Annotated in this window: 21 protein-coding genes; 4 read left to right on the forward strand and 17 right to left on the reverse strand. The window is 42.3% G+C overall.

Translation table 11 applies throughout. The features are described 5' to 3' along the window. Positions 1-75: 75 nt before the first annotated feature. The 3 genes from BVC89_RS20350 to BVC89_RS20360 all read right to left on the reverse strand — a co-directional run bounded on the left by BVC89_RS20350 (position 76) and on the right by BVC89_RS20360 (position 4,756). A complete protein-coding gene (locus tag BVC89_RS20350) occupies positions 76-2,436 on the reverse strand; it encodes a CHASE2 domain-containing protein (protein ID WP_086932961.1) in 2,361 nt (786 codons plus the stop codon). 106 nt (positions 2,437-2,542) lie between these two features. Further along, positions 2,543-3,892: a FecR domain-containing protein gene (locus tag BVC89_RS20355; protein ID WP_086932962.1), complete on the reverse strand. Its 1,350-nt coding sequence runs from the start codon at positions 3,890-3,892 to the stop codon at positions 2,543-2,545. Between the two features lie 174 nt (positions 3,893-4,066). Beyond that, positions 4,067-4,756, reverse strand: a complete 690-nt coding sequence (locus BVC89_RS20360; protein WP_086932963.1) for a response regulator transcription factor — start codon at positions 4,754-4,756, stop codon at positions 4,067-4,069. A 382-nt stretch (positions 4,757-5,138) separates the two neighbouring features. Here BVC89_RS20360 and xseA point away from each other — a divergent pair, with 382 nt between their 5' ends. From xseA to BVC89_RS20375, 3 genes are read left to right on the forward strand one after another with little or no spacing between them, the layout of a single operon-like run. Further along, on the forward strand, positions 5,139-6,497 hold the full coding sequence (gene xseA / locus BVC89_RS20365) for an exodeoxyribonuclease VII large subunit (protein WP_086932964.1): 1,359 nt from the start codon (positions 5,139-5,141) through the stop codon (positions 6,495-6,497). 2 nt (positions 6,498-6,499) lie between these two features. Further along, entirely contained in the window at positions 6,500-8,224 is a 1,725-nt protein-coding gene (locus tag BVC89_RS20370; protein ID WP_086932965.1) for a monovalent cation:proton antiporter-2 (CPA2) family protein, read from the forward strand. 14 nt (positions 8,225-8,238) lie between these two features. Next, complete coding sequence (locus BVC89_RS20375) at positions 8,239-9,036, forward strand: ABC transporter ATP-binding protein (protein WP_086932966.1); 798 nt, start codon at positions 8,239-8,241, stop codon at positions 9,034-9,036. Between the two features lie 49 nt (positions 9,037-9,085). On the opposite strand, the gene BVC89_RS20380 is transcribed toward BVC89_RS20375, so the two are convergent. Then, a complete protein-coding gene (locus BVC89_RS20380) occupies positions 9,086-10,747 on the reverse strand; it encodes a c-type cytochrome (RefSeq protein WP_086932967.1) in 1,662 nt (553 codons plus the stop codon). A gap of 306 nt (positions 10,748-11,053) precedes the next feature. Here BVC89_RS20380 and BVC89_RS20385 point away from each other — a divergent pair, with 306 nt between their 5' ends. Continuing rightward, on the forward strand, positions 11,054-11,608 hold the full coding sequence (locus BVC89_RS20385) for an energy transducer TonB (protein WP_245929164.1): 555 nt from the start codon (positions 11,054-11,056) through the stop codon (positions 11,606-11,608). Positions 11,609-11,633: 25 nt separating this feature from the next. Here BVC89_RS20385 and BVC89_RS20390 read toward each other — a convergent pair whose 3' ends face one another. The 13 genes from BVC89_RS20390 to frr form a co-directional block, all read right to left on the reverse strand. Beyond that, a complete protein-coding gene (locus BVC89_RS20390; RefSeq protein ID WP_216825019.1) occupies positions 11,634-12,104 on the reverse strand; it encodes a PilZ domain-containing protein in 471 nt (156 codons plus the stop codon). Positions 12,105-12,323: 219 nt separating this feature from the next. Next, entirely contained in the window at positions 12,324-12,890 is a 567-nt protein-coding gene (rnhB, locus tag BVC89_RS20395; protein ID WP_086934695.1) for a ribonuclease HII, read from the reverse strand. A 35-nt stretch (positions 12,891-12,925) separates the two neighbouring features. Next, positions 12,926-14,071 (reverse strand): lipid-A-disaccharide synthase, encoded by a 1,146-nt coding sequence (gene lpxB / locus BVC89_RS20400; protein WP_086932968.1) that lies wholly within the window; start codon positions 14,069-14,071, stop codon positions 12,926-12,928. A gap of 33 nt (positions 14,072-14,104) precedes the next feature. Then, complete coding sequence (gene lpxA, locus BVC89_RS20405) at positions 14,105-14,884, reverse strand: acyl-ACP--UDP-N-acetylglucosamine O-acyltransferase (RefSeq protein WP_086932969.1); 780 nt, start codon at positions 14,882-14,884, stop codon at positions 14,105-14,107. 24 nt (positions 14,885-14,908) lie between these two features. Beyond that, a complete protein-coding gene (gene fabZ, locus BVC89_RS20410; RefSeq protein ID WP_086932970.1) occupies positions 14,909-15,346 on the reverse strand; it encodes a 3-hydroxyacyl-ACP dehydratase FabZ in 438 nt (145 codons plus the stop codon). A gap of 59 nt (positions 15,347-15,405) precedes the next feature. Further along, positions 15,406-16,428 carry a UDP-3-O-(3-hydroxymyristoyl)glucosamine N-acyltransferase gene (gene lpxD / locus BVC89_RS20415; RefSeq protein ID WP_245929165.1) on the reverse strand — a complete coding sequence of 341 codons (1,023 nt, stop codon included), beginning with the start codon at positions 16,426-16,428 and terminating at the stop codon, positions 15,406-15,408. Positions 16,429-16,440: 12 nt separating this feature from the next. Continuing rightward, a complete protein-coding gene (locus BVC89_RS20420) occupies positions 16,441-16,944 on the reverse strand; it encodes an OmpH/Skp family outer membrane protein (protein WP_086932972.1) in 504 nt (167 codons plus the stop codon). Positions 16,945-17,316: 372 nt separating this feature from the next. Then, a complete protein-coding gene (bamA, locus tag BVC89_RS20425; RefSeq protein WP_086932973.1) occupies positions 17,317-19,953 on the reverse strand; it encodes an outer membrane protein assembly factor BamA in 2,637 nt (878 codons plus the stop codon). Positions 19,954-19,991: 38 nt separating this feature from the next. Beyond that, positions 19,992-21,350, reverse strand: coding sequence for an RIP metalloprotease RseP (gene rseP / locus BVC89_RS20430; RefSeq protein ID WP_086934696.1), 1,359 nt, complete (start codon positions 21,348-21,350; stop codon positions 19,992-19,994). A gap of 30 nt (positions 21,351-21,380) precedes the next feature. Then, positions 21,381-22,553, reverse strand: coding sequence for a 1-deoxy-D-xylulose-5-phosphate reductoisomerase (gene ispC, locus BVC89_RS20435; RefSeq protein ID WP_086932974.1), 1,173 nt, complete (start codon positions 22,551-22,553; stop codon positions 21,381-21,383). A 9-nt stretch (positions 22,554-22,562) separates the two neighbouring features. Further along, positions 22,563-23,387, reverse strand: coding sequence for a phosphatidate cytidylyltransferase (locus BVC89_RS20440; RefSeq protein ID WP_245929167.1), 825 nt, complete (start codon positions 23,385-23,387; stop codon positions 22,563-22,565). Next, a complete protein-coding gene (gene uppS, locus BVC89_RS20445) occupies positions 23,380-24,117 on the reverse strand; it encodes a polyprenyl diphosphate synthase (RefSeq protein WP_086932976.1) in 738 nt (245 codons plus the stop codon). Before uppS ends, BVC89_RS20440 begins: the two co-directional genes overlap by 8 nt. A gap of 164 nt (positions 24,118-24,281) precedes the next feature. Next, complete coding sequence (gene frr / locus BVC89_RS20450) at positions 24,282-24,839, reverse strand: ribosome recycling factor (RefSeq protein WP_086932977.1); 558 nt, start codon at positions 24,837-24,839, stop codon at positions 24,282-24,284. Between the last annotated feature and the right edge of the window lie 3 nt (positions 24,840-24,842).

A 24,842-nucleotide genomic window follows, 5' to 3' on the forward strand; every position in this document is an offset into this window, starting at 1 on the left:
AACCCGCTTTTTAATTCTTAAAAGACAACAGTTAAATAACTCAGTGATTTATAGACTATTCATTAGCACAACAATCTAAACCTCATGAGCTCGAGGTAATGTTAAAGTAAAACAACTCCCTTCGCCCACGACGCTGTCAATATTTATCGTACCCGAATGTTTTTTCATAACGGTTTTAATAAAATAGAGGCCAAGACCTGCGCCAGGTTGGTCATGCACAGCGCCACCGCGCTTATACCTGTCAAAGATTAAACGCGAATCTTTTTCGTTAATACCAACCCCATAATCAATAACTTTTATTTGTATATTTGCTCCTTCAGAGCAGATTCTCAAAATAATATCGTTGCGAGAAAAACTATATTTGATGGCATTAGTTAAAAGGTTTTGAATAGCTCTTTCCAGCAGGTCACCATCACCTAGCACCCAGAAGTCATTGTCTTCACGTTCTATTTTAATATTAATATCATTGGCAGCGGCATAGTCTACAACACTGTAATAAGCGGCGTCTAAAACAGCATGCAAGTCAATAAAATTAAACTTGCCAGCACTAATACCTTCGGCTCTACTGAGCTGCAAAATACTCTCAGAATAACTAAGGTTTTTTTCTGCATATGCCTGAATTCTTTCGAGGTTTGCTTCACTTGAGTCGGTGTTACGGCCAGTTTTGATATTGGCAATAAGAGCAAGAATGGATACCATTGGCGCACGTAAGTCATGCGATAGAAAATTTAAGGTATCCATCTTCGAGCGTTCAGTGCTTTTAAGCGCAGTAATATTAGTGAAAGTCAGAATGAACATTTTTGTTTTTTCATCTTTCGGGCGAGTGAATTCGGTTACCGCAAAGCGGCAATAAAGTATAGTGTCATTGTCATACTCTCCTTCGGCCAATAATCTAAGCTCTATTTCACAATCATCAGGCTCTTCCAGTAAACGGGCCATGTATTCGAACCATTGCTCTTGGCTTTGGTTAACTTGTAACTTTACTTGGTTTCCCAAATCCTTCAAATTACTATTGGGCAATAATTTAAATACATTTTTTGCCATTTGATTGGCAAGTCGAATCTCACCATTTTGCTCAGCTAAAATGACAGCTTCTTGCAGCTTATCTAGAGTATTTCTTACAATAAAACGCTGCTCTTCCACTGTTCCTGTTAGGTTATTTAGCTGCCGTAAAGTGTTGGTAACAACTTCTACACCGAGTGAATGATCTTTTTTGCCAACTTCATTTTCCTTTTCAAAAAGAGCTAATATGGCACCGTCTCCAATAGATTCCACGTTTAACTTTTTGAGCTGCTTCTTTAAAAAATTTAATGCCAACTGCGTCTTAAACCACCCCCATAGGGGGTAATAAATAATGAGTAACAACATCAAGGGGGCAACAGGGAACCATAGACGCCAATGAATAAGCACCAAGCACATAGTCAAATAACATATGCCAAGCGCGATGATAGTGCCAATAAGAAAATACAAAGGCGTCAGCCTGGCAAGAAAAACAAGGATGATAAACCCAATAATACCGGTGATCGTAGCGTTCAACCACGTGGGAACTTTATAGATTAAAGCATCCTCTCGCAGTAATTGAAATATGGTGGCATTGGCAACAACGCCCGGTAACAACCCCGTTGGAGTTGATATTTCATCACCTAAACCTGCAACGGTAGAACCAACAAAAGCAGTCACACCGTCAAAGTGCCCTGCCGGAAAATAGCCATTAATAATATCGAGGTAAGATACCGTTTGATAAAACTGTCCAGGCTCAGGGAAAAGAATAAAATTATGGTAATCTCGATAAATTAATTTAGATGAATAATTATCGACTTTTTGTGGCCGAGCACCTGGCAACGGTTGGGGATATTGTTTTTGCTGCTGCATCTGCATTTCAAGTAATGCTAATGAAATATGAGGCCAATAAGGTTGACCAACGCCCTCTTTTAAAAAAACAGAGCGGCAAATACTGTCTCGATTACAGTCGATATGGACATGGCCAATAGCAGGGTTGGCTTCATAAAATAATGGCGCTGGAGGTATTTCTAACACTGCACCTTTATCTTTTAATTGTCCAATAAAGGTGGGAAGCACAACACCGCCATGCTCCACGATAGCCTTAGAAAAGGCAATATCCCCTTCTATATCGGAAGTATTTTGCTCAGAAAAAATAACATCGAAGGCTACATGATCAATTCCTACACGGGTAAGCTGTTCTAATAGTCGTCCATGGACACTGCGCGACCATGGCCATGCACCCAACTCCTGAATACTTTGCTCGTCAATTTCAATAATTAAAACATCTTCCGCGACATGATAACTATTTAAGTGATGGGCATAGTCGTATAGTTCAAAGTCAACATCTTTTAACGACGAAAAGTAAGCGATAAGACTTACAAATAATGCTAACACCATTGCCAGCAATAAAGAAAAGTAGCGCGGCGCTAACATAGCTTACCGTTTTTATTTTTTCTAGAAGCCATTTCATACCTGCTGCACTTAACGCTACTAGGTTCGCCAGTTTTGAAACAACTTCTAGTCATATCTCAATCACAATTTATACGAAAATAGCAAAAAGTACCACGATTAGAAAAATAGACCCCAGCGTATTTTTTTCTGCTGGCGGCTGAGTTTTTACTAATGTACTGCTTGCACTAGGGATGCTTTCATCACCATTATTATCAATTGCAACAATCCGAACAAAACGGGTATCAGGGTATCGCAACGGTAATTCGAAATATGTGTCGTCTACAGTTTTAGACATCATGATACTATTAAAGTCTTCAAACAATGATATTTCAACGCGATATTTAATAGCCTGTTCTACTTGTGACCAATTGAATTGAATCGTATTTTTAGACATTGATTGTTGGCGAATATCCGCAGGTGCCGATAGCATCGATTTCAGACAAGATGTAAACTCAGCAGGCATCCCCTGAAAAGAATAGCTGTCAACGCCACTTATACGAAAGGTATAACAGCCGTTAGCTTGATCATCAAAAGTAAAATGGGTTTCAGATAGGTTTTTTACTAGTGTTTCCTTGCTATTATCCGACGTTATTTCTAGGCGGTAACTCTCAGCCCCCTCTAAAGCCTGCCAACGCAAGTCAAATGGTATTCGTCCCTCGCCGGTTTGATTAAGCACCTGGGTAGGTGGTAATAAATCTATCACCTGACTTAGTGACTTCCCTTGTTTTGCCAAAATACCTTTACCCCTAGGCAATAGCTTTTCTTGTTTGCCTTGAGAGACCGCCACAGCGCCATCAAATACTGCGTTGCGTGTGGCGGTTTCTTTCCCCACAAGACTAGTAACACGAAAATCTGTTCCCCTAACGGCAGCCACAGAAGACGGTGTTGTGACTTCAAATCTATTTTCTTGTGTGTGTTTTAACACACGCGTCTGCACAGCCCCCCGCTTTAAATGGATACGCGTATCCACCATGCCTTCAGCACCGTGACTAGATAAAACATCGAAGGTAAGTTCGCTGCCAGCATCAACGGTCATGACCGACTTATCCGCGAAACCCAATACAACTAAGCTATCATCATCAACTTTTAAGGATGTACCTATCGTTAAGGTATCACCATTATTAAGTGGTGTAACACTCCCGTCAGTATTAACTTTTGTCGCGGAGCCTTTTAAATAAACGATAGTTACCGGTGCAGGTGCTTCGATTAGCCACTCGACAGGAAAACGTATGCGCGTTCCAGGTGCAAGACTACGAGGATATTCGACTTGGTTGTAAGGCCCAATTCGCAACCAGCAGTTTGCAACCTTCGTGTACTTCTTACACAAGCCCCATAAGGTTTCACCTTTACGAACGGTGTAGGTCCAATCGACAGCCAGCACGTTGTCAGCCATGAGAAAAAAAGACAAAGTTATTACGAACGATAGCCATCGTTTCATGTATTCAACTCCCTATGATGTGCTACCAAATGACTAGAAGCTGTTTCATAACTCGCAAACGCAGGCGAGACGAGACAAAAATAACCGAAAAAGCGGAGTTTACATGAAGTAAATGAGCATTTTGAGGTTATTCTTAACGCTGTATCGGCAAGTACAGCAGTTATGAAATTGCTTCTAAGAATTACTAATCTTTTCCAAGCGATAGCCATGCTGATAAATTGTTTTTATGATAAAGCCATTTTCTGGGCCAATTTTTAATGCGCGCCTGACACGACTAACATGCATGTCGACTGTGCGCGTATCAAGCCCTGCGTTTACTCCCCATACATCCTTAAGTAAATATTCCCTAGAAAGAGCTTTGCCAAGGTTTTTAAATAAACAAACTGTTACCGCGTAATCTTTTTGCGTAAGTTTTACCGGTTCGCCGTCACGCATAACAATTTCGGCTTTCGTATCGATTACAAAAGGCCCTTCTGTAATTAGATCACTATCGTTTTTAATTCCTGCGCGACGTCCCAGCGCTGCTAAGCGCGCAGAAAACTCGCGCAAGCGCAAAGGCTTAATCAGGTAATCATCTGCCCCATTTTTCAAGGCATTAACAATGTCTTCTTCTGAATCACGCTGCGTTGTAAACAGTATAGGAATATGGCTATCAAACCGCTGACGAATGGTTTCAAGCACTTCAACACCTGTACCGTCAGGCAATTCCCAATCGAGTATTGCTAAGTCTGGATTAAACAGAGCAAATGACTCAATAAATTGTTTGCAGTTAGCACTATGATTGATCTCGTGTCCTGCATCAGTCAACCATTGGCTCATTAACTCTGCTTGGGCATCATCGTCTTCGAGTACAGATATTTTCACGAGCTACAAGCCTGCCTTTGTCATTTATCAGAGTATACAGACTGTTAATACAAATGTTAGTACATCTTATTAGCAGCATAAGTCGAATTATTAAGACTAAAAGCGAAAGACTATAATTCAGTCAAATCAACACGCTGCAAAAACAAGATGTCGAATATATAAGTTGGTATTAACAGACCCCAGAATGTATTTAAAGCATATAAAATAAAACATTAGCATTAAAGACCTATGGCATTGGTTTGACAAGATTTTACATTGCAAAACGTGGCGTAATTTTCAACAAAAATACATCCTATTGAGCATTGTGTAAATACTTAACAGAAGGGTTAATCCTTGCCAGTAAAATGATAGAATTGCACTTCGCTTCTATAGAAATCATATTATGCCTAATAATGCACCGAATTTAATTGACAATAATCAGCAAACATTTTCGGTATCTCAGCTCAACCGAAAAGTAAAAAGCCTTTTAGAAGTGCATTTCCCTTTACTCTGGGTTGAGGGTGAAATATCAAACATTAGTCGACCCGCTTCTGGTCATTGGTATTTCACCCTAAAAGACAGCCAGGCTCAGGTCAGCTGCGCAATGTTTAAGCGGCGTAATCAGCAAACTAATTTTACACCTAAGGCGGGTGATCATGTTCGAGTTCGTGCTCGTGTTAGTTTGTATGAAGGCCGTGGTGATTATCAATTGATCATCGAGCATATGGAGCAAGCAGGCTTTGGTTTGCTCCAAAAACGTTTTAACGAACTCAAGGAAAAGCTGTTAGAAGAAGGTTTGTTCGACAGTGAGAAGAAGCAGGCAATCCCCTCACAAGTAAAGCACCTTGCAGTTGTCACATCGCCAACGGGGGCTGCAATTCGCGATGTTTTAAGTGTATTGAAAAGACGCTTTGCTGCAATGCCAGTGACAATAATCCCTAGTCTCGTGCAAGGTGAAGAGGCACCGCAAGCGCTCATTAAGGCCTTACATATCGCCGATCAAGATGAGCGCTACGATGCAATACTATTGTGCAGAGGCGGAGGTTCAATAGAAGATTTATGGGCATTTAATAACGAGGCTCTGGCTAGGGCAATTGCCGATGCTAAGACGCCAGTTGTGAATGCGGTCGGTCACGAGATCGATTTTACAATCGCAGACTTTGTTGCCGATTTAAGAGCCCCAACCCCCTCTGCTGCTGCTGAATTACTAAGCCCAAATAGAGACGATTTAATCGAGCGTTTTTCACACTACCATATGCAATTGCAGCGGCGTATCAAGGACAGTATCAAAACTAAAACGATCACTGTTGAGCAATTAAATAGACAATTGAAGCACCCTCGAGATAAGTTGGATCAGTGGCATCAACGTCTCGATCAGTTAGAAATACGCCTATCGCAGGCCATGAATAAAAGAAATGAAAATCACCGCTTTTATTTCAAATCTCTAGCACAACGATTGTCACAATCTTCTCCCCGCAACGTAATTAAACGTAGCGAAACTCAAGTGCATGCGCTACAAAAGAATCTCAAGCGTAATATTCTGGTTAAAATGTCGAATAAGAAACAAGACTATCTTAGGTTGATCTCACAACTGGATATTGTCAGCCCTATAGCCACGTTAAAACGTGGCTATAGTATTACACTTAATGCCAAGCAAGAGATTGTGCACTCGGCTCAAGATATTGCTGTAGGGGAAGTCATTCACGTCAAACTAAGCGACGGTGAAATTACCTCTACCGTACAAGAAAAGCAGTTGAATTAACGATGCCTTTTGATATCACATTAAAATCCATAGAAGTCCCTTATCTGGTTGAGATTGCGGCGTTTCTGCTAGGGGTTGTGGTGATCGTCCCTATCTTCAAAAAAATTCGCCTAAGCCCTATTTTAGGGTATTTAGCCGTTGGCGCGCTCATAGGCCCGCATAGTTTAGCCATTGTCCAAGATGTAAAAGGTATTCAACATTTTGCCGAGTTGGGCGTCATATTTCTTTTGTTTACTATCGGCTTGGAGCTATCTTTCGAGCGATTAAAAAGTTATGCCGGCATTATTTTCGGTCTGGGATCTGCTCAAGTGCTCACCTGTGCATTGGCCATTGGCGGTATAGCTTACGCTTGGGGCAACAATAGCGAGTCGGCTATTATTATAGGTTTGTGTTTATCACTGTCTTCGACTGCCATGGTCATGCAATTACTTAATGAGCGGGGAGAACTGGCTACCCGCCATGGCCGTCATAGCTTTTCAATTCTTCTATTTCAAGATCTTGCTGTCGTTCCGATTTTAATTTTACTTTCTTTATTTGGTCAAAAAGAAGATGGCAGTATCTTAGCCAGTATCACCGTCGCTTTACTTAATGCTGTCATTGCAATTGTATTGATTGTAGCAATTGGCCGCCTAGGTTTACGTAAACTATTTGCAATAGCAGCGCATACTCATAGTATTGACGTATTCACTGCGATGACCCTGCTCACTATCCTTGCCATATCGATGCTAACAGGTGTCGCTGGGCTGTCGATGGCTCTGGGTGCATTTATGGCTGGGCTACTGCTTGCTGAAACAGAGTTTAGGCACCAAATAGAAGGCGAAATAGAACCCTTTAAAGGCTTGTTCCTGGGCCTTTTCTTTATGTCAGTGGGAATGAATATCGATTTTGCTGTCGCCTTCGAAAATGGCTTATGGCTAATCGCGTCAGTATTTGGATTAATTCTACTAAAAACATGTATTACTTTCGTCTGCGCATTGTTGTTTCGTATCGATCTTGCCAACGCTATTCGCTCAGCAATCTTGCTATCAGAGGCAGGAGAATTTGCCTTTGTAGTTATCGGTCAGGCGACTTTGGTATATAACTTAGTGGATAACAGCATCGCACAATTCATGGTAGCCGTCGCAGGGATGTCCATGATGCTAACACCCGCATTGGCTAGTATCGGCCAATGGGTGAGCAAGCGTATTCAACCAGAGCAAAGCATTGCTGTTACCGATACTGAACATGAAGATCTCCACGATCACATCATTATCGCCGGCTTTGGCAGAGTGGGGGCATCTGTTGCAGAAGTTTTACAATCACAAGCCATTCCCTATGTTGCCATCGATAATAATCCCGAGGAAGTATCCCAGCACCATAAAACGGATAAACCTGTGTATGTCGGAGATGCATCCCGTACAGAAGTGTTAAAACACGTAGGTATTGAACGAGCATCGGCCTTATTAATTACCATGAATGATGCAAAAAGTGCGCTTAAAACACTAGATATTGCCAAGCACCAATGGTCTGATTTAACGGTTATTGTGCGTGCCAGAGACACCAGCCATTCAGAAAATTTAATTGCCAGTGGTGCTAGCCGCATTGTTCCTGAAACTCTCGAAGCAAGTTTACAATTATCAAACTATGTATTAAGAGCCAGTGGCTATAGTCGTGATGAAGCTAATGACTGCATCGATAGCATTCGTCGAATAAAGTATAACCTCAGGCCCCCTGCAGCAGATAAATAAACAAGACTTACACCATGCCCTCCTCAATCCTTGACATTAAAAATGCGCGTGTATTCCGTGAATCTCATTGTGTATTTGACAATCTTTCTTTAAATATTAATGCCGGTGAACACGTCGCAATTTTAGGCCCTAATGGTGCGGGCAAAACTACCCTGCTTAAGTTGTTAACGCGAGAATTATATCCAGTGGTTCAAGCTGGCTCTCACGTTAAGTTATTCGGCGATGACAAAGTCAATATTTGGAATTTAAGAAATAAAATAGGCGTCGTGTCTCATGAATTACAAAACCAATATCAAGCTATCGCTACAGGCTTAGATGTGGTGATGTCTGCATTTTTCGGTTCCATAGGTCTATACCGTCATCATCAGTACGATGAACAACAAGTCCATTTGGCAGAACAAGCCCTAGCTCGTTTACGTATCGAGTCACTTAGAGATAGGCAGTTTCTCCAACTTTCTACAGGGCAACAAAGGCGTTTGCTCATCGCCCGTGCAACCGTTCATAAACCAGAGGTCATCGTACTGGATGAACCAAGCAGTGGCTTGGATATTAGTGCGGCCTTCCAAATTATTGAAGACTTGAGAGAGCTTGCTAAGCAAGGGATAAGCTTAATTTTAGTCACCCACCATATCCAGGAAATCATTCCGGAGATTGAGCGTATCGTGATTCTTAAAGAAGGCAAGATTAATTTTGATGGCGATAAATCGGGAGCCCTCACCTCCCAGAGACTAAGTGAGGTGTTTCAGACGCCTATGCATGTCTCCCAAGAAGATGGCTATTATCAGTGGCGACCTGCCCGTTTTTTTACGTAATTTATCTCATCCACCTAATCTACCTAAACTATTAATAGAGCCTAGATATTTAGAGGGTTTTCAGGTACTCAACCAATGCCCATTTATCTGTTTCACTTAAGTCGGTGCCAAATAAATGCCCACTGTTGCTGTTGCCATATAAACGGGTATCAAACTTACTGGTAAAAGGCGCTTCGCTATGGATAAACCCTACTTTCTTAGGGTCGATTTCTTTATTACCCACATAAAAAACTTCAGGACGCAGCTCAACTTTTTGTAGCATATGATAAAGGGTGGGAATAGAGCCGTTATGAAGAAAAGGCCCAGTGGCCCATACACCATTAAGTGACCTAGCTTTATAAGCCTTGCGATCAAAATCGACACTTGCACTATAAACAGATTTTGCTTCAGCAATAAAGGCTGCAATGACTTGCAAGGGCTGATCAAGCATACTCCCCACCGTGGCATTTACCACCAGCTCTATTGTCGGCACTTCATCGGCAAATCGTTTACCTGCAATAACTCCCATTCTTTTTCCTTCAAGATAACCGGTATATGATTTTCGCGTAGAAAAATTCTCAGCCATCACAGGATCGGTACCAATTTCAGGGATATCAACTAACGTTGCTCGCAACTTTCTATTGCTATCAGTGCGATCAATAAGCTCATGACAAGACAAGCATTGTTGTCGATATATTTCTTCGCCTCTAGCTGCCCTGGTACGATCAATCGCACCCAAGATATGTTCCGGCCAGATTGGCGAGGTAAGACCTTGATACTGACTTTGAATATAGCCGAGGTTCACCATATCGATTGAAGAAGGATACCCCATGCCCTTCCCTTTCATATCAATTTCGCCATAGACTGCCAATACTGTTGTGGCATTTTGCACTAACGGGCCTGGGTTAGTATTGGGTGCAGAGCCATTCCATTGCACTAAATCTAAATGCTGGGCGTCCCAAAGCATAGGTATACTGACAGGAGCATTGGGCTGGCGTTTGTTTTCAGGTATTGCCATGGCAGAAGTAGTGACCGCATTAAAAATCCGTCCAAAAGCATCTAAACGCCCATGGCCATAGGCTACATCTACTTGATTGACCGCAATCCTTTTAGCAAAGAAATCTGCACGTTCTTGTAGCGAAAGCTTGAGCATAGTTTTATCTTCTTCACTTTCAAGCTGTAAACGTTCTGCTAATCGATTAAATTTTTCTGCCTGTGCAAGTGTGGCATTTAGCGCATTACTTATTGCCCGTTCAAAGGATAGAAAATCCAACATGCCTGGTCCACCATCGATAACGATGCTACTATCTTGATAGGTGATCGAACTGGTATGGCATGCCGCACAGGTCAACCCTACCCAGTCTTGCATCACATCCTCACTATACACCGCGAAGCCTATGGGTAAGCCAGCGGGGTTATTGGTTGCGGAAAGCTGAGGGATAAAACCCAGACGCTGCATGTGGATATCACTGCTCAGTAGCTCTTCACTTTCGGCAACCTCCAAACTGGTAAAAACCGAGTAAGGCATCAATTTCGAGCCAAAACTTGCAAAATGCATTTGTTGACGGACATCTGGCGGCCAGTTTTGATCAAGAGAAATAATATCGTCGGCAAGACTATATTGATCAAATGTTTCTTGTTGAGTCATCATGCCAAGACAGATAATTAGTACTACAACGGCAATGGCAAAGATAGATAACAGGAGAAAACCTAAAACCCTCAAAAGTCCCATGATCGCAATATCCTCGTTATTTTTAATAATCGATCCTGAAAATGTCCAAGCTGGTGGTTTACAGAGCACCTCTCATATAGAGATGCTCTAAAGACAAAACAGCTTATGTCTGCCTAACATTTCGATCACAAATGTACTGCCGATGTTTATGGCAGGCTGAGGTATATTATATTCAAAGACAAACTGGTTCAATTTTTGCTGATTCAATAGATAGATATTTGTTAACGCCAATTATTTGACCCTGATTTTGGCCTAACGAATTGCTGCTTTCGTTTAGAGTCTGAAATAGTCTATCAGCGGCAAGGTATGTTAAGTTGTGAGTATGTTATGAGTATCGATTATTGGTTATTTCTCGACACTATTACCAAGGTTTGCCTCGGCATCGGCCTTACATTCGCCTGTTTTTGGTTTAATAAACTTTGGCGTGATCATCAGTCGCCTAACAAGCTAAAGCCTGAGCAAAAAAAGCTGCATTTGCTAGAAGAGATTTCATCAGAAGTGGGTCGGGTAAATCACAGTTTCGCCAAGTATTCAGCATTAGTCATAGAATCTACTCGTTTCGGCAAACGCTGGCCACCTGCTAGAAAAGCGGAGCTGGAAAGAATTAATGAAGAACTTGTTTACGAATTTGATAAACTTGCTGCCGCCGAAGCAAAGTTGTTAATGCTGGGGGAAAAAACGATGGAAAAAACTTTGCGCCTTTATGCTGCAAAAATCGCTTTTTTTCGAAAGCAAGTGTACATTGGTCGAGAAGATATTACCGAACAGGAAATTGCCGATATAAAATCCACCATCATGCAACTGCGTGAACAATTCTACGACCTTCTTAGTCGTCGCTACGACAGATTATTGGCAGCATAAAGGCCATTGCTTTTAGCTCAAGGATTTAATCACAATTAGGAAATTTAGCAGCATACTTCGCTATCCACTCTCGGGCAGCTTCGTCACTTGTCAATTTTCTTCCATGAGTCTGCAACATCTGCGAGCGGTAATGCTCGATATAACAAATTTGCTCAATCATTCTGACACTGTACTGAGTTGAATGATCAGCAAATGAAACACCTACAGCGTAGCCACTTTCTTCTTTTTGACACCAAGCAACAGTGCCATCTGCACTAAAAGGGCAGGCTTTAATATCGATTTCAATATGAATATTACTCCCCATTTTTAAAGGGGTTTTAGAGACAAAACAAAGGCCACCATGGCTAATATTTTTTAATCTATCGGACTTTGACAATGGGATATTTTGAGAAAACTTTATCGGAACGTCGGAAGGATGACGAATAAAACGTCGCATGGCCGCGGACTCGAAGTCAGAACTGCTTAGCGCAGAAACGTCTACATTAGAAACTAACATACCATGATCAGCACAGAAATTTAATTTGAGCTTACACCCTAAGCTCAGATTAAAAAAACCTTTGCCATAATATTCCTTTACCACGACATAAAAAAACAAAGATTAAATTGTTAGTTATACTTTTGTATTAAAAGAATAAATGTATTTTTTTGTCGTACTTAATGTTAGTTATAGCTTACAAAGTAAAAAATGTCATTGTCATTTAAAAAAATATTTTTACTAACATTTATCAAGAATCTTTTTAACAGGGGCATAGGATCGGCGATGAATAGCACAGGGCCCGAACTCTTTTAATGCATCCATATGGGTCTTTGTGGGGTAACCTTTGTGCTTGGCAAAACCATAGTTCGGATATTGTTTATCAAACGCTACCATTTCGTTATCACGTGCAACTTTCGCCAGGATCGACGCTGCACTTATTTCTTCAACAAGGCTATCTCCCTGAACAACGGCTTCAGAAGAATACTGCCATTTAGGTAGTTTATTGCCATCAACAAAAACATGCTCAGGGACAATGCTAAGTCCATCAACGGCACGCTTCATTGCCAGTAAGCTTGCATGTAAAATATTTAGCTCGTCAATCTCCGCTACACTTGCACGGGCAATACACCATGCGGCAGATTGTTGCTTTATTTGCTCACTTAGGTTTTGACGTTTTTTCTCGGTAAGCTTTTTAGAATCATTTAACCCTACGATACCGTGATCTTTACCTAGAATAACAGCAGCTGCTACAACGTCACCGGCAAGGGGCCCTCGTCCAACTTCATCGGTACCTGCAACTATCATATTGTTTGTTTCTATAGTAAAAAGATCGGCTGTCATTATGAGTTCTTTAGTAGATTTTCAACCGCTGAAGCAGCCGTTTCATCGGCATTTTTTTTCAGCGTTTGATGTATGGATACGTATTCGTTAATAAGTTGCTGTTGCCTTGAATCATCGTTCAAAGCTTTAATAATTTCAGCACTTATATTCTCAGGCGTTGCTTGATCTTGCAGTAATTCAGGTACAAGTGATTTACCAGCGAGTAGGTTTGGCAAACCGACATATTTAGACTTCACCAGACGTTTGAGCAACCAAAAAGTAAGACCTGCAACGCGATAAGCAATAACCATAGGGCGTTTCAATAACAATGCTTCTAGTGTGCTGGTGCCAGAAGCAATCAGGACAACATCGGCCACGGCCATAACATCATGAGAATTGGCTTTTGATAATTGCACATTGAGTTTGGGAAAATCAGACACAATACTCGTTATTTGCTCATAGCGTGCATTGTTAGCCGCCGGAATCAGAACATGAATATTCGGGTCGTTGGCCCGACATAACTCTGCCGCTTGCAAAAAAGTACGGCATAGTTTCTCAACTTCTGACTTGCGACTGCCAGGAAGAATTGCTAGATATTTTCCCTCAGCATCTAAGCCTAACTGTTGCCTTTTCTCATACTTTTTATCTTCTAAAGGTATCTGGTCAGCAAGGGTATGACCAACACACACCACTGGTACACGGTGATCCTGATAAAAAGCAGCCTCAAAAGGAAATAAAGTCAGCATCAAATCCACAGCGCGCGCTATCTTTTTAACGCGACCTTGCCTCCACGCCCAGACAGAAGGACTGACATAGTGGACAGTCTTAACGCCCTTTTCTCTAAGGGCAAGCTCTAAAGATAAATTAAAGTCTGGAGCATCAATACCAATAAAAACATCGGGTGGATTTTGGCTATAGCGCAGACGTAAAGATTTTCGAATCCCAAGCAGCTCAGGCAAACGTTTGAGGGGCTCTATCAATCCCATTACCGCCAGGCGATCCATTGCATGATGAGAGATGAACCCTTCTGCCAGCATACGACGCCCACCCACACCTTCGAAAATGCAATCAGGGTAGCGCGCTTTTAGGGCTTTAATTAGACCAGTACCGAGTAAATCACCAGAGTCTTCACCAACAACAATGGCGATACGAGAAGGAGATTTCATAGTTGGGTTGAGCCCTAAAAATGTGGCAATTAATTAACGGACAATCCCACGCTTAGAGCTTGTTAGGGAATCGTAAAGTACTTTTATTTCACCGTCATCAGGTAAGAGAAGTAGCTCTTCCATTGCATTTTCTAGGGTTAATCCACGGCGATAAATAATTTTAAAAGCTTTGTTGAGATTGGTTATCTGTTCTTTGCTAAAACCACGACGTTTTAAACCCTCTGCATTAATACTGCGAGCAGCAGCAGGGGCACCAGCAACAGTAACAAACGCCGGTATATCTTTTCCGACAGCGCTTCCCATCCCTGTAAAGCTATGAGCACCGATATAACAGTATTGATGTACCAAAGTATAGCCACTTAAAATAGACCAGTCCCCAACATCCACATGACCCGCCAAGGAAGCGTTATTAACAAAGATGCAGTGATTACCGACTCGGCTGTCATGGCCAATATGAACATAGGCCATCAACAAATTATCGTTACCAATCACAGTCTCAGATGCATCCTGGACAGTGCCTCGATGAATGGTCACTCCCTCGCGAATAACATTGTTATCTCCAATAATAAGGCGAGTATCTTCGCCTTTATATTTAAGATCCGGCGTGTCTTCTCCAATCGAAGAGAATTGCAAGATGCGATTATTCTTTCCGATCGTAGTAGAGCCTTTAACAACAACATGGGAGGCAATCTCGGTATTATCACCAATTTTAACTCCAGCTCCAATAATGGACCACGGGCCAATTTTAACCCCTTCGCCAATTTCAGCACTGGGATCAATAATAGCTCTGTTATCTACTGTTTGATCAGTCATAGGTGATTGCTATCTGCCTTGGTATTAAACTGCTCTATCAGCACACATGATAGTAGCGCTCGTCACTAATTCATCATCCACTTTAGCAACACATTCAAATTTCCAGATGCCTCTTTTTTCTGAAACAATCTTAGCTTCAAAAAACACTCTATCACCAGGAATAACCAAGCGCTTAAAGCGCACATTATCGATACCTGCAAACAGATAAATCGAACCATCATCAGGTGTTTTGCCCATGGTTTTAAATCCTAGAACACCACAGGCTTGAGCCATTGCTTCAATCAACATGACACCAGGAAAAACTGGATAGTGAGGAAAATGACCTTCAAAAACCTCTTCATTAACAGAGATATTTTTATAGGCAAGTATTCTTTTGCCTTCTTCGAGTTCAACGACCCTATCAATGAGTAAAAACGGATAACGATGAGGAAGATATTTACGAATTTCAACTACATCCATCATTTATAATGTGCCCCAGAAATAAATAAATTATTGTTAATAAACGATTAGAAAAAATGTTTTTATGTTTGTTGTAACTTTTCCAGCCGCTTCAAGCGATTAACAACATCGTCTAATTGCCGATATCTAACTGAACATTTTCGCCATTTCGGAGCTTCTTGCATGGGCGTATTAGAACCATAAACACCTGGTTTTTTTGTACCTGAAGTTACTACGGTGCCACCTAAGAAATGACTATTATCTACAATATTAAGATGCCCACTCATACCTACAGCGCCACCTAAGGTACAGTTCTTACCAATCTTGGTACTGCCTGCAATACCTGCACAACCTGCAATTGCAGTGTTTTCACCAACTTCAACATTGTGAGCAACTTGAACCTGGTTGTCGATAATGGCGCCATCTTTGACCAAAGTATCGGATATTGCGCCGCGATCAATGGTTGTGCTCGCACCAATTTCCACGTGATCACCAATAATGACGCGGCCATTTTGATGAATTTTAACCCAACCGTTAGAGGAAGGAGCAAAACCAAAGCCATCCGCACCAATAACACTATTACTATGTATAGTGACGTAATTGCCGACAATAATATCGTGATAAATGCTGACATTGGCGTAGATGATACAGTGATTACCTAACTTACTATTGGCAGAAATAACAACACCCGGATAAATTTCACAGCCATCGCCAATGATGACGTTATCCTCAATAACACTATTGGCTCCGACGGATACATTATTGCCAATAACTGCCGAATCGGCGATCACCGCGGACGGATGTATACTGTTAGAGGGTGCAGGCTTAGTACTAAAAAGAGCGCTAATTTTAGCGTATGCAAGATAGGGATCATCTACTATCAACGCATTACCACTATAATCTTCGGCAAATTCTTCCGTCAAAATAACAGCGCAAGCTTCTGTACTGCCAAGGTATGACTTATAGCTTTTTGAAGACAAGAAAGTCAGATCATTTGCTGTTGCATCAGCTAACGAACACAACCGAGTAACGGTACTTTGTCCATCGCCACGCAGATCAGCACCAATAGCCTTGGCAACTTCGTCCAGAGTCAATGTCTTATGCATCAATGCTCAGGCCTACTTCAATTTATCGATTTCTGCTGTGATGTCCGCAGTAATATCTGCTGCTGGCTTAGAGATATAACTGACTTGCTTTCTCAATACTAAGTCGATATCTTTTTTATCAATATATGTTGTCAGGGCTTTTTGCAGTTTAGGTTGCATTTCAACGCTAATAGCCTGCATAAGGGCACTATTCTCGGCTTGTAATTTTTGTGCTGCAAGCTTGAGATCGGCCTGGATATATTCAATTTTCTTACGTTGTTCTGCTTTTTCTGCATCGCTCCATGTAAGGCCTTTGGAAGATGCTTCTTTGCTTAAAGCTTCTAGATCTGCACGTAAACTTTCTGCTTGAGTCAACATGCGGGCATACTCAGGCTTGGCTTTAAGCTGCTCGATTTTTTGCTTGGCACTCTTGGTTTTCAATAGCGCTTCTTCGTGGTCAAAAACAACGATGCTTCCCGCTAAAGTTAACTGACTAAAGGCTAAGAAAGCAGCCGCTAGTAAGGATTTTTTAAACATGTAAACACACTCCCAAGTATCATAAACTCAATGTAATTATATTGAAGAGCGAAAGTACGATAGCTCTCATTCTTCTTTGTATATTTTTATGAATCTATAAATCTATAAATCCATATTTCCAGCTTTTCGATCTAATGCGCTGATTGATGTGGGCCTAAAGCCCAAATCTTAAGCTCTGTTGCCTTGACTTAGTTAAACGTTAGCTGAGCCAAGCTTAATCTAACATTAACACCTCGTACACCCGGCTATAATTATATCAATTCCCTTTATTCAGCGCGCACCGTCATAATACTTCAACTGGAAGTCAAAAGTCGTGCTAAGTTGTTCCAGTCCTTGCGATTAAGTCAAATAATATGGCCACATGTGCGGGAGTTAAAACCCTGCGCCGAATGAAAACTGGAAGCGTTTGGTGTCGTCAAACTCTCTTTCTTGTAAGGGTTTAGCCAAACTAAAGGTCATTGGCCCAAAGCCCGACAACCACTTGAATCCTAAGCCATAAGAGGTGCGTAATTCACTTGGGTCAAAGTCGAAACAGTTAATTTGCTCTTCCCGACAATTGCTCGTAAATACATTACCTGCGTCAAAAAATGCCACCAATTGCATAGAACGAGTGTCCTCTGCAAAGGGAATAGGTAACAGCAGCTCCGTACTGAACTCAATAATCGAGTCACCACCAGCTGAGCGTATACGCCTATTAGAAACTTGTGACTGTACAACTGTAAGTTGACCTGGGGTACAGTTGGCAAATTGGCCTGCGGCTCCCGGATCTTCACATAAAACGTAAACCGGCCCTAAAAGTTCGTCGTTAATCCCGTCACCATTTAGGTCTTGCGCGCCAGCAAATGAGGTAAGATATTGCTCAGCAGGCCTATCCAAAGGACCTAGTGTAAACGGCTCGAAGCCCCGTACTGAGCCTATACCACCAGTTCTAAAGTTTTCAAAAAACGGCAATTCATCTTGCTTGCCATAGCCGTCGCCATACCCCAACTTAGTACGAAAGCGCAGGGTAAACTGCTTGGATAGCGGCACAAATAATTGCGCATCGTAGGTCAATTTAAAGTATTCAAGATCACTGCCTGGGATTGTGGCTTCAAAATTAATAGTTTGCGAGTTCCCTCGCGTTGCTAAGATACCTCTATTAAGAGTGTTTCTGCGCCATGTAAGTGTAGCAATTGCACTGTTGAACTGGTTACCAAACTTATCGATAAAACCAGGCTCTTCGGCCGGAGGTAGAACACTCTGTGTCACCGCATTAGTATCTAAAACAAACTCAGGGGTCGTTCTTAAGTTGTTAAACGCAGTTGAATTAGCTTCGAAATCAGATTGGGTAATGTAAGCCAGATCAACCCCATCAATGAAAAATGGGCTCTGACGAATTTGGCTCGCAACACCCGGACCAATCTTTAATTCTTGGGTGGTCAAACCTAAACCAAACCGGAGGAAAGAAATCTCTGAAATAGGATAACCAAAATTTACCGTAGCCCCAGCAGAGTCTGAAGAAAAGCTGCTGCCAAAGTTAGCACTGGTGAAATCTGAACTGCGATAGAAAACACTGAAGCCGCGACTAACACCATCAGGTGTAAAGTATGGGTCGTTATAGCTAAAACTATAGACATCTTGGAAACGGTTATGGTTGATACTAAACTCAACTTGTTTGCCCGTCCCCAGCCAATTGTTTTCGCGAACGCTAGCTCCCAGAGTAACATCAAAGGCTTCCGAATAACCAACACTGCCTTGTACACTACCAGAAGGCTGTTCTTCTACCTTATATTTAACATCAACTAAATCGCTGTGACCGGGTACATCTTCTGTTTCCACAGTGACTTCTTTAAAATAGCCTATACGTTCTAAACGGACTTTAGAATTCTCAATTCGCGCATTGGAAGCTGAAGAGCCTTCCAGTTGTCGCATCTCGCGACGCAATACATCATCGGCAGTTTTAGTGTTACCAGAAAACTCTATTCGGCGAACATAAACGCGCTTGCCTGGGTCCACAAAGAAAGTGATATCTACGGTTTTCTCTGCTTCATCTTTTTTGGGAATACCTTCAACAGAAGCGTTGGTATAGCCAGCATTACCGAGTAATGTGGTGATATATTCTGAGGTACCAGTCATCCTTGCCTGCGAAAAAGTATCGCCTTCACGCAGTAAAAACAGTCGTCTTACCGTATTTTCTGCAATGATAGGATCACCAGCAAGGTCGACATCTTTAACCGTATACTTACTACCTTCACTCAAATTTAAGGTAATAAATACACCCTTTTTATCTGGGCTAATAGAGATTTGTGAAGACACGACTTTAAAGTCAAGATAGCCTCGGTCTAGGTAAAAGGACTCTAGGTTTTCGATATCGCCTGTTAACTTTTCTTTGGCATATTTATCGGCACTTGAAAAAAACTTATACCACTTAGTAGATCTCAACTCGAATAGATCTAATAACTCTTCATCACTGTAGAGTTCATTACCAATAAAGTTAATATGACGAATCTTTGCGGCGCTACCTTCATCCACTTGGATATCAATCGATACTAAACTGTTGGGTAACTCATTAACTTCAACATCAACAGTAGCACCATAGCGGGCTTGCGCAATATATTGCCGCTCCAACTCACGCGCGATACCCTGTAAAACTTGGCGTTGTAATATTTCCCCTTCAGCCAAACCGTTATCGGTCATGATCTCCGTTAACTGTTCAGTTTTAATGGCTTTGTTACCATCGATCTCAATACTTTTAATCGCTGGTCGTTCTTGCAGGATAATAATCAACACACCATCGTCACGAGCAATTTGCACATTGGCAAAAAATCCGGTGGCGAACAAGGAACGTATAATGCCTCGAACATCTTCATCGTCAACCGTATCACCAACACGTACTGGCATGGCAGCAAAAACCGGGCTTGCGGAAACACGCTGCAAACCTTCGAGACGAATATCACTTACTCTAAAACTTACGGCCTGCACGTGTGTTGCTGCAAAAGCCATTACCAAAACTACAAACAATCGAATCATGCTATACAAAGGAAATCAACCAAGCCTTGTTACTGTCACTAAAGACGCAAAATGTCATTGTAAAACGCAATAATCATGACTCCAAAAATCATAATCATGCCCATTTTTAAACCCCAAACTTGTACATCATCAGATACTGGGCTTCCCTTAACCCACTCGATAAGACAAAACAATATGTGTCCGCCATCAAGTATAGGAATAGGCAATAAATTGAGAACACCCAAAACAATGCTCAGGTGAGCCAAAAACGCAATAAATGCCCAAAAACCATGTTCAGCATGAGAGGCGGCAACTTTAGCAATGCCAATAGGCCCACTCAAGTTTTTAGTCGATATTTCTCCGAAAATCAGCTTCCTCATCGAAACTAAAACAAATACACCTGTTTTCCATGTCTCCTTCACACTAGCAGTCATTGCATCTAACACACCATATTCATGCCGGCGAATCATTTCTTCAGGGAAGGTGGGGACCTTCACTGAAACACCTGCTCGACCGCTTATTTCGCCCTGCGCATTTTTTATTTCTTCTGGAGTCAGAAGTAAATCCAGTTGCTGGCCATTGCGCTCAACCACAACTTCGATTTGCTTGCCTGGGCGCTCACGCACATAGTTAACCCAGGATTGCCAAGAATCAATTTCTTTATCATCCATCTGCACCAAAATATCACCCGCCTCAAAACCTGCTTTCTGGGCAGCACTGCCATCAAGCACATTATCGATAACTTTCGGTAATTGCGGATAATAGAATTCCAAGCCTAAGCCTTTAATGGGGTCAGGTGCCTCGGTACCTCTAAGCCAATTATCAAGTGTTGCCTCGGATTCATATTTCAGCTCTGACTCGGGGTATTTAGTGGTAAAACGAATACTTCCCGACTCACCTAAGCGGTTGAGCAAGTACATAGCAACAGCGCGTCGAGTGGGTGTCGGTTCACCGTCGATAGCAATAATTTCTTGGCCGCTAACCAAGCGGGCTTGCGCGGCAATAGAACCTTCATCAACTTTACCGATCACAGGTGAAACCGCTGTTGTACCTTGCAGAAAATGAGAGCACCAATAGAGCAATAGCGCTAATAAGAAATTAGCCAGGGGACCTGCAGCTGCGATCGCAATGCGCTGCCAAACCGTTTTCGAATTGTAACTAAAGGGTTTATCTTCTTCGGCAACTTCTCCTTCTCTCTCATCTACCATTTTTACATAGCCACCGAGAGGCAAAGCAGATAAGGCGAATTCAGTTCCGTATTTATCCTTGCGAGTAAAAATACGTTTACCAAAACCAATAGAGAAGCGAATCACTTTGACACCACAACGCCGAGCCACATAAAAATGTCCAAACTCGTGTACAGACACCAAAATGATGATAGCTACTAAAAAGGAAATAACTGTTGTCAAACTATCTATCACACTAAACCACTATGTTTATGTTTATTTTCACAGAAGTTCTGCAAGGCGATAAGCCTCCGACCTTGCTTTGACATCCGCATCTATGACAGCGCTAATGGAATCTGGTTCTACTGCTTGCCATATTTCCAACACTGACGAAATAAGACGATATATATCTGGAAACTGTATACGTTTATCTAAAAACATATCCACAGCTACCTCATTTGCCGCGTTTAGGGCCACCGCATAGTCTTTGCCAGCTTTAAACGTATCAATTGCCAAGCGTAAACAAGGGAAGCGCTTAAAATCTGGAGACTCAAAAGTTAATGCACCGGCCTTTGTAAAATCCAGCGCCTCAACCCCTGAGTTCATTCGCTTAGGCCAAGCTAAACAATGAGCAATAGGAATCCTCATGTCAGGATTACCCATTTGCGCAATCACAGAGCCATCGGTGTATTGCACCATAGAATGAATAATACTCTGCGGATGCACGACAATATCTATGACACTAGCATCACCGTTAAACAACCAACAGGCTTCGATAAACTCCAACCCCTTATTCATCATAGTCGCAGAATCAACAGATATTTTGCGCCCCATAGACCAGTTGGGATGAGCACAGGCTTGCTCAGGAGTGATACGACTGAACATGGCAAGATCCGTTGTTCTAAACGGACCACCGGAGCCAGTCAACAATATTTTGCTAATACCAGCAGCCTCTATCGAAGTAAAGTCCTCAGGCAAACACTGGAAGATAGCATTATGTTCACTATCGATCGGTAGCAACTGACCGCCGCTACGCTCTATTTCAGCCTTGAACAAACTGCCACTCATAACTAAGGCTTCTTTATTCGCGAGCAGCACTTTTTTACCCGCTTTGGCAGCGGCTAAGGTTGGACTTAAACCAGCAGCACCGACGATTGCAGCCATAACAATGTCGACCTCAGACGCAGCGGCAACCTCTTCATAGGCATTGGTACCCACAAGCACTTCAGTACTAGATTCACGACCAACAAGTAATGTATTAAGTTGCTCAGCACTTTGCTGATCGGCAACGACTGCATAACGGGGAGAAAATTCTAGGCATTGTTGGGCTAAAACAGTCACGTTTGTTTTGGCCGTTAAAGCGTAAACAGAGAATTGCTCACGATGATGCTCTAGCACGGCAAGCGTGCTTTTTCCAATTGAACCTGTTGCTCCTAATATCGTGATATTTTGCATTTCTAATCTCTATATTTGCCAATGTGTAGAGATAACAGCTAATGCAAATACTGGGGTCGCCGCTAACAAACCATCAATTCTATCGAGAACGCCTCCATGCCCCGGCAGCAGCTGGCTGCTATCTTTGACACCGCGATGACGTTTTACCATGCTTTCCAACAAGTCTCCGACAACAGAAACCAGTGAGGTGGGAATGACAATCAAAAATAATGACAACCAAGCATGGCCACCCAAAAAGAAATTAAAAACAATCGCTAACACTAGCGCAAGAATAGCACCGCCCAAAACACCTTCCCATGACTTTCCAGGACTGACCGAAGGCGCGAGTTTGCGTTTTCCTATGGCCCGACCAGAGAAATAGGCTCCTATATCGGCTGCTGCTACCAACAAAACCACCAACAATATTAGCAGAGCACCTGAAGGTTCAATACGCAGGAAAACATGCGACAGCCAAGCGGGAATTAACACAAATATTCCCATCACAAGGCGAGCAGGAACAGACCCCCATATAATCGCGCTGGTAGGAAAGCTTTGAATCCAAAGTAAAGATATCGCCCACCATATACAAGCAGCAATCAACAAGGCTTTGAGTGAAGCAATATCATCAGACCATATGGTCAACCATGCGCAGGTGCAGGCAGCACCCCCGATGAAGAGTACGTAAAGAATCCGTGAGAGGAAATTGCTGAGGCCAGATAAATTCGCCCACTCCCAAGCACCAATCAACATCACCACACCCATGGCTGCCGAAAATACAAACCAAGGTAAGTAAAATAGAATGCTGACAAAAACTATAGCTAATACGCTAGCGGTTAATACTCGCTGCTTAAGCACCCGTTGCAGCCTCCTTCTCGATTTGGTCGCCATTTTTGCCAAATCGACGCTGACGGGAATAAAATTCTTGCATGGCTTTTCTCAAAGCCACATCATCAAATTCAGGCCAGAGCAAATCACTAAAATACAGCTCTGCATATGCCGCTTGCCAGAGTAAAAAATTACTGATGCGATACTCTCCGCCTGTTCTAATCAACAAGTCCAACGGCGGTAGGCCTGCGGTCGAAATGTGATCCGTCATGGTTTGTTCGGTAATATCGCTAACTTGCATTTCACCCGCGGCAACTCGCTGGGCAATTTTTTGTGAAGCCTGCACAATATCCCAACAACCGCCATAGTCAGCTGCGATAGCCAGAGTAGACTCCGTACCGTCGGCAATAGACTCGGCCTCTTCAATGGCATCACATAAACGTGGTGAAAACCGTGTTCGGTTACCAATTACCTTAAGTCTTACCCCTTCTTGTGCAAGCTTGCGCGCTTCCTTTTTAAGGTAACTATAGAAAAGCCCCATTAATGCTTCTACTTCCTTCGGAGGGCGGCGCCAGTTTTCACTGCTGAAAGCAAATAAAGTAAGCGTCTCTACACCGTCTTTACGGCACGCGGTCAGCACATTACGAATGCGTTCAACACCCACTCGATGACCGGCAATGCCTTGCTTGCCTTGACGTTTTGCCCAGCGATTATTGCCATCCATAATAATAGCGATATGCCTTAAACTAGCTGAACTCACAAATATGTTCTCCGAAGAATTTGCGCAACTTTAAATGAAAGTTGTTTAAAAATCGATTTTTGAATAGGGCCTATTGGATTTTCATCACCAGACCCTAAGTTCACCGTCACGTATAACAGAAGCGATCCACGACGGCGAGGACTTATATGACGTTTTAAAGGCGCTTAGATTTCCATCAAGTCAGCTTCTTTTCCCGCTAGTGCTTTATCGACATTAGCGATGTACTTATCTGTAATTTTTTGAATATCATCTTGTGCGCGACGCTCATCATCTTCGCTAATTTCCTTTTCTTTTAGCAAATCCTTAAGCGTAGCAATGGCATCACGACGAATATTACGTATTGATACACGGCCCGCTTCGGCCTCACTCTTAGCCTGCTTAATATAGCCTTTGCGTGTTTCTTCGGTCAAAGGTGGCATAGGAATTCGGATAAGATCGCCGGTAGTAGAAGGGTTTAGCCCCAAGTCTGATTTCATTATCGCTTTTTCGATATCAGGTACGAGATTCTTTTCCCATGGGCTAATCGACAAAGTACGAGCATCCAGGATAGATACGTTGGCCACCTGAGCCAATGGCGTAGGGCTACCATAGTAAGACACCATGATACCGTCGAGTAAGGTTGGATGGGCACGACCTGTACGAATTTTGTTAAAGTTAACACCTAGAACATCAACACTCTTAGCCATACGTTCTTCAGCATCAGCTTTTATATCATTTATCATGTA

It is taken from the genome of Agarilytica rhodophyticola, assembly GCF_002157225.2.
GTDB lineage: Bacteria > Pseudomonadota > Gammaproteobacteria > Pseudomonadales > Cellvibrionaceae > Agarilytica > Agarilytica rhodophyticola.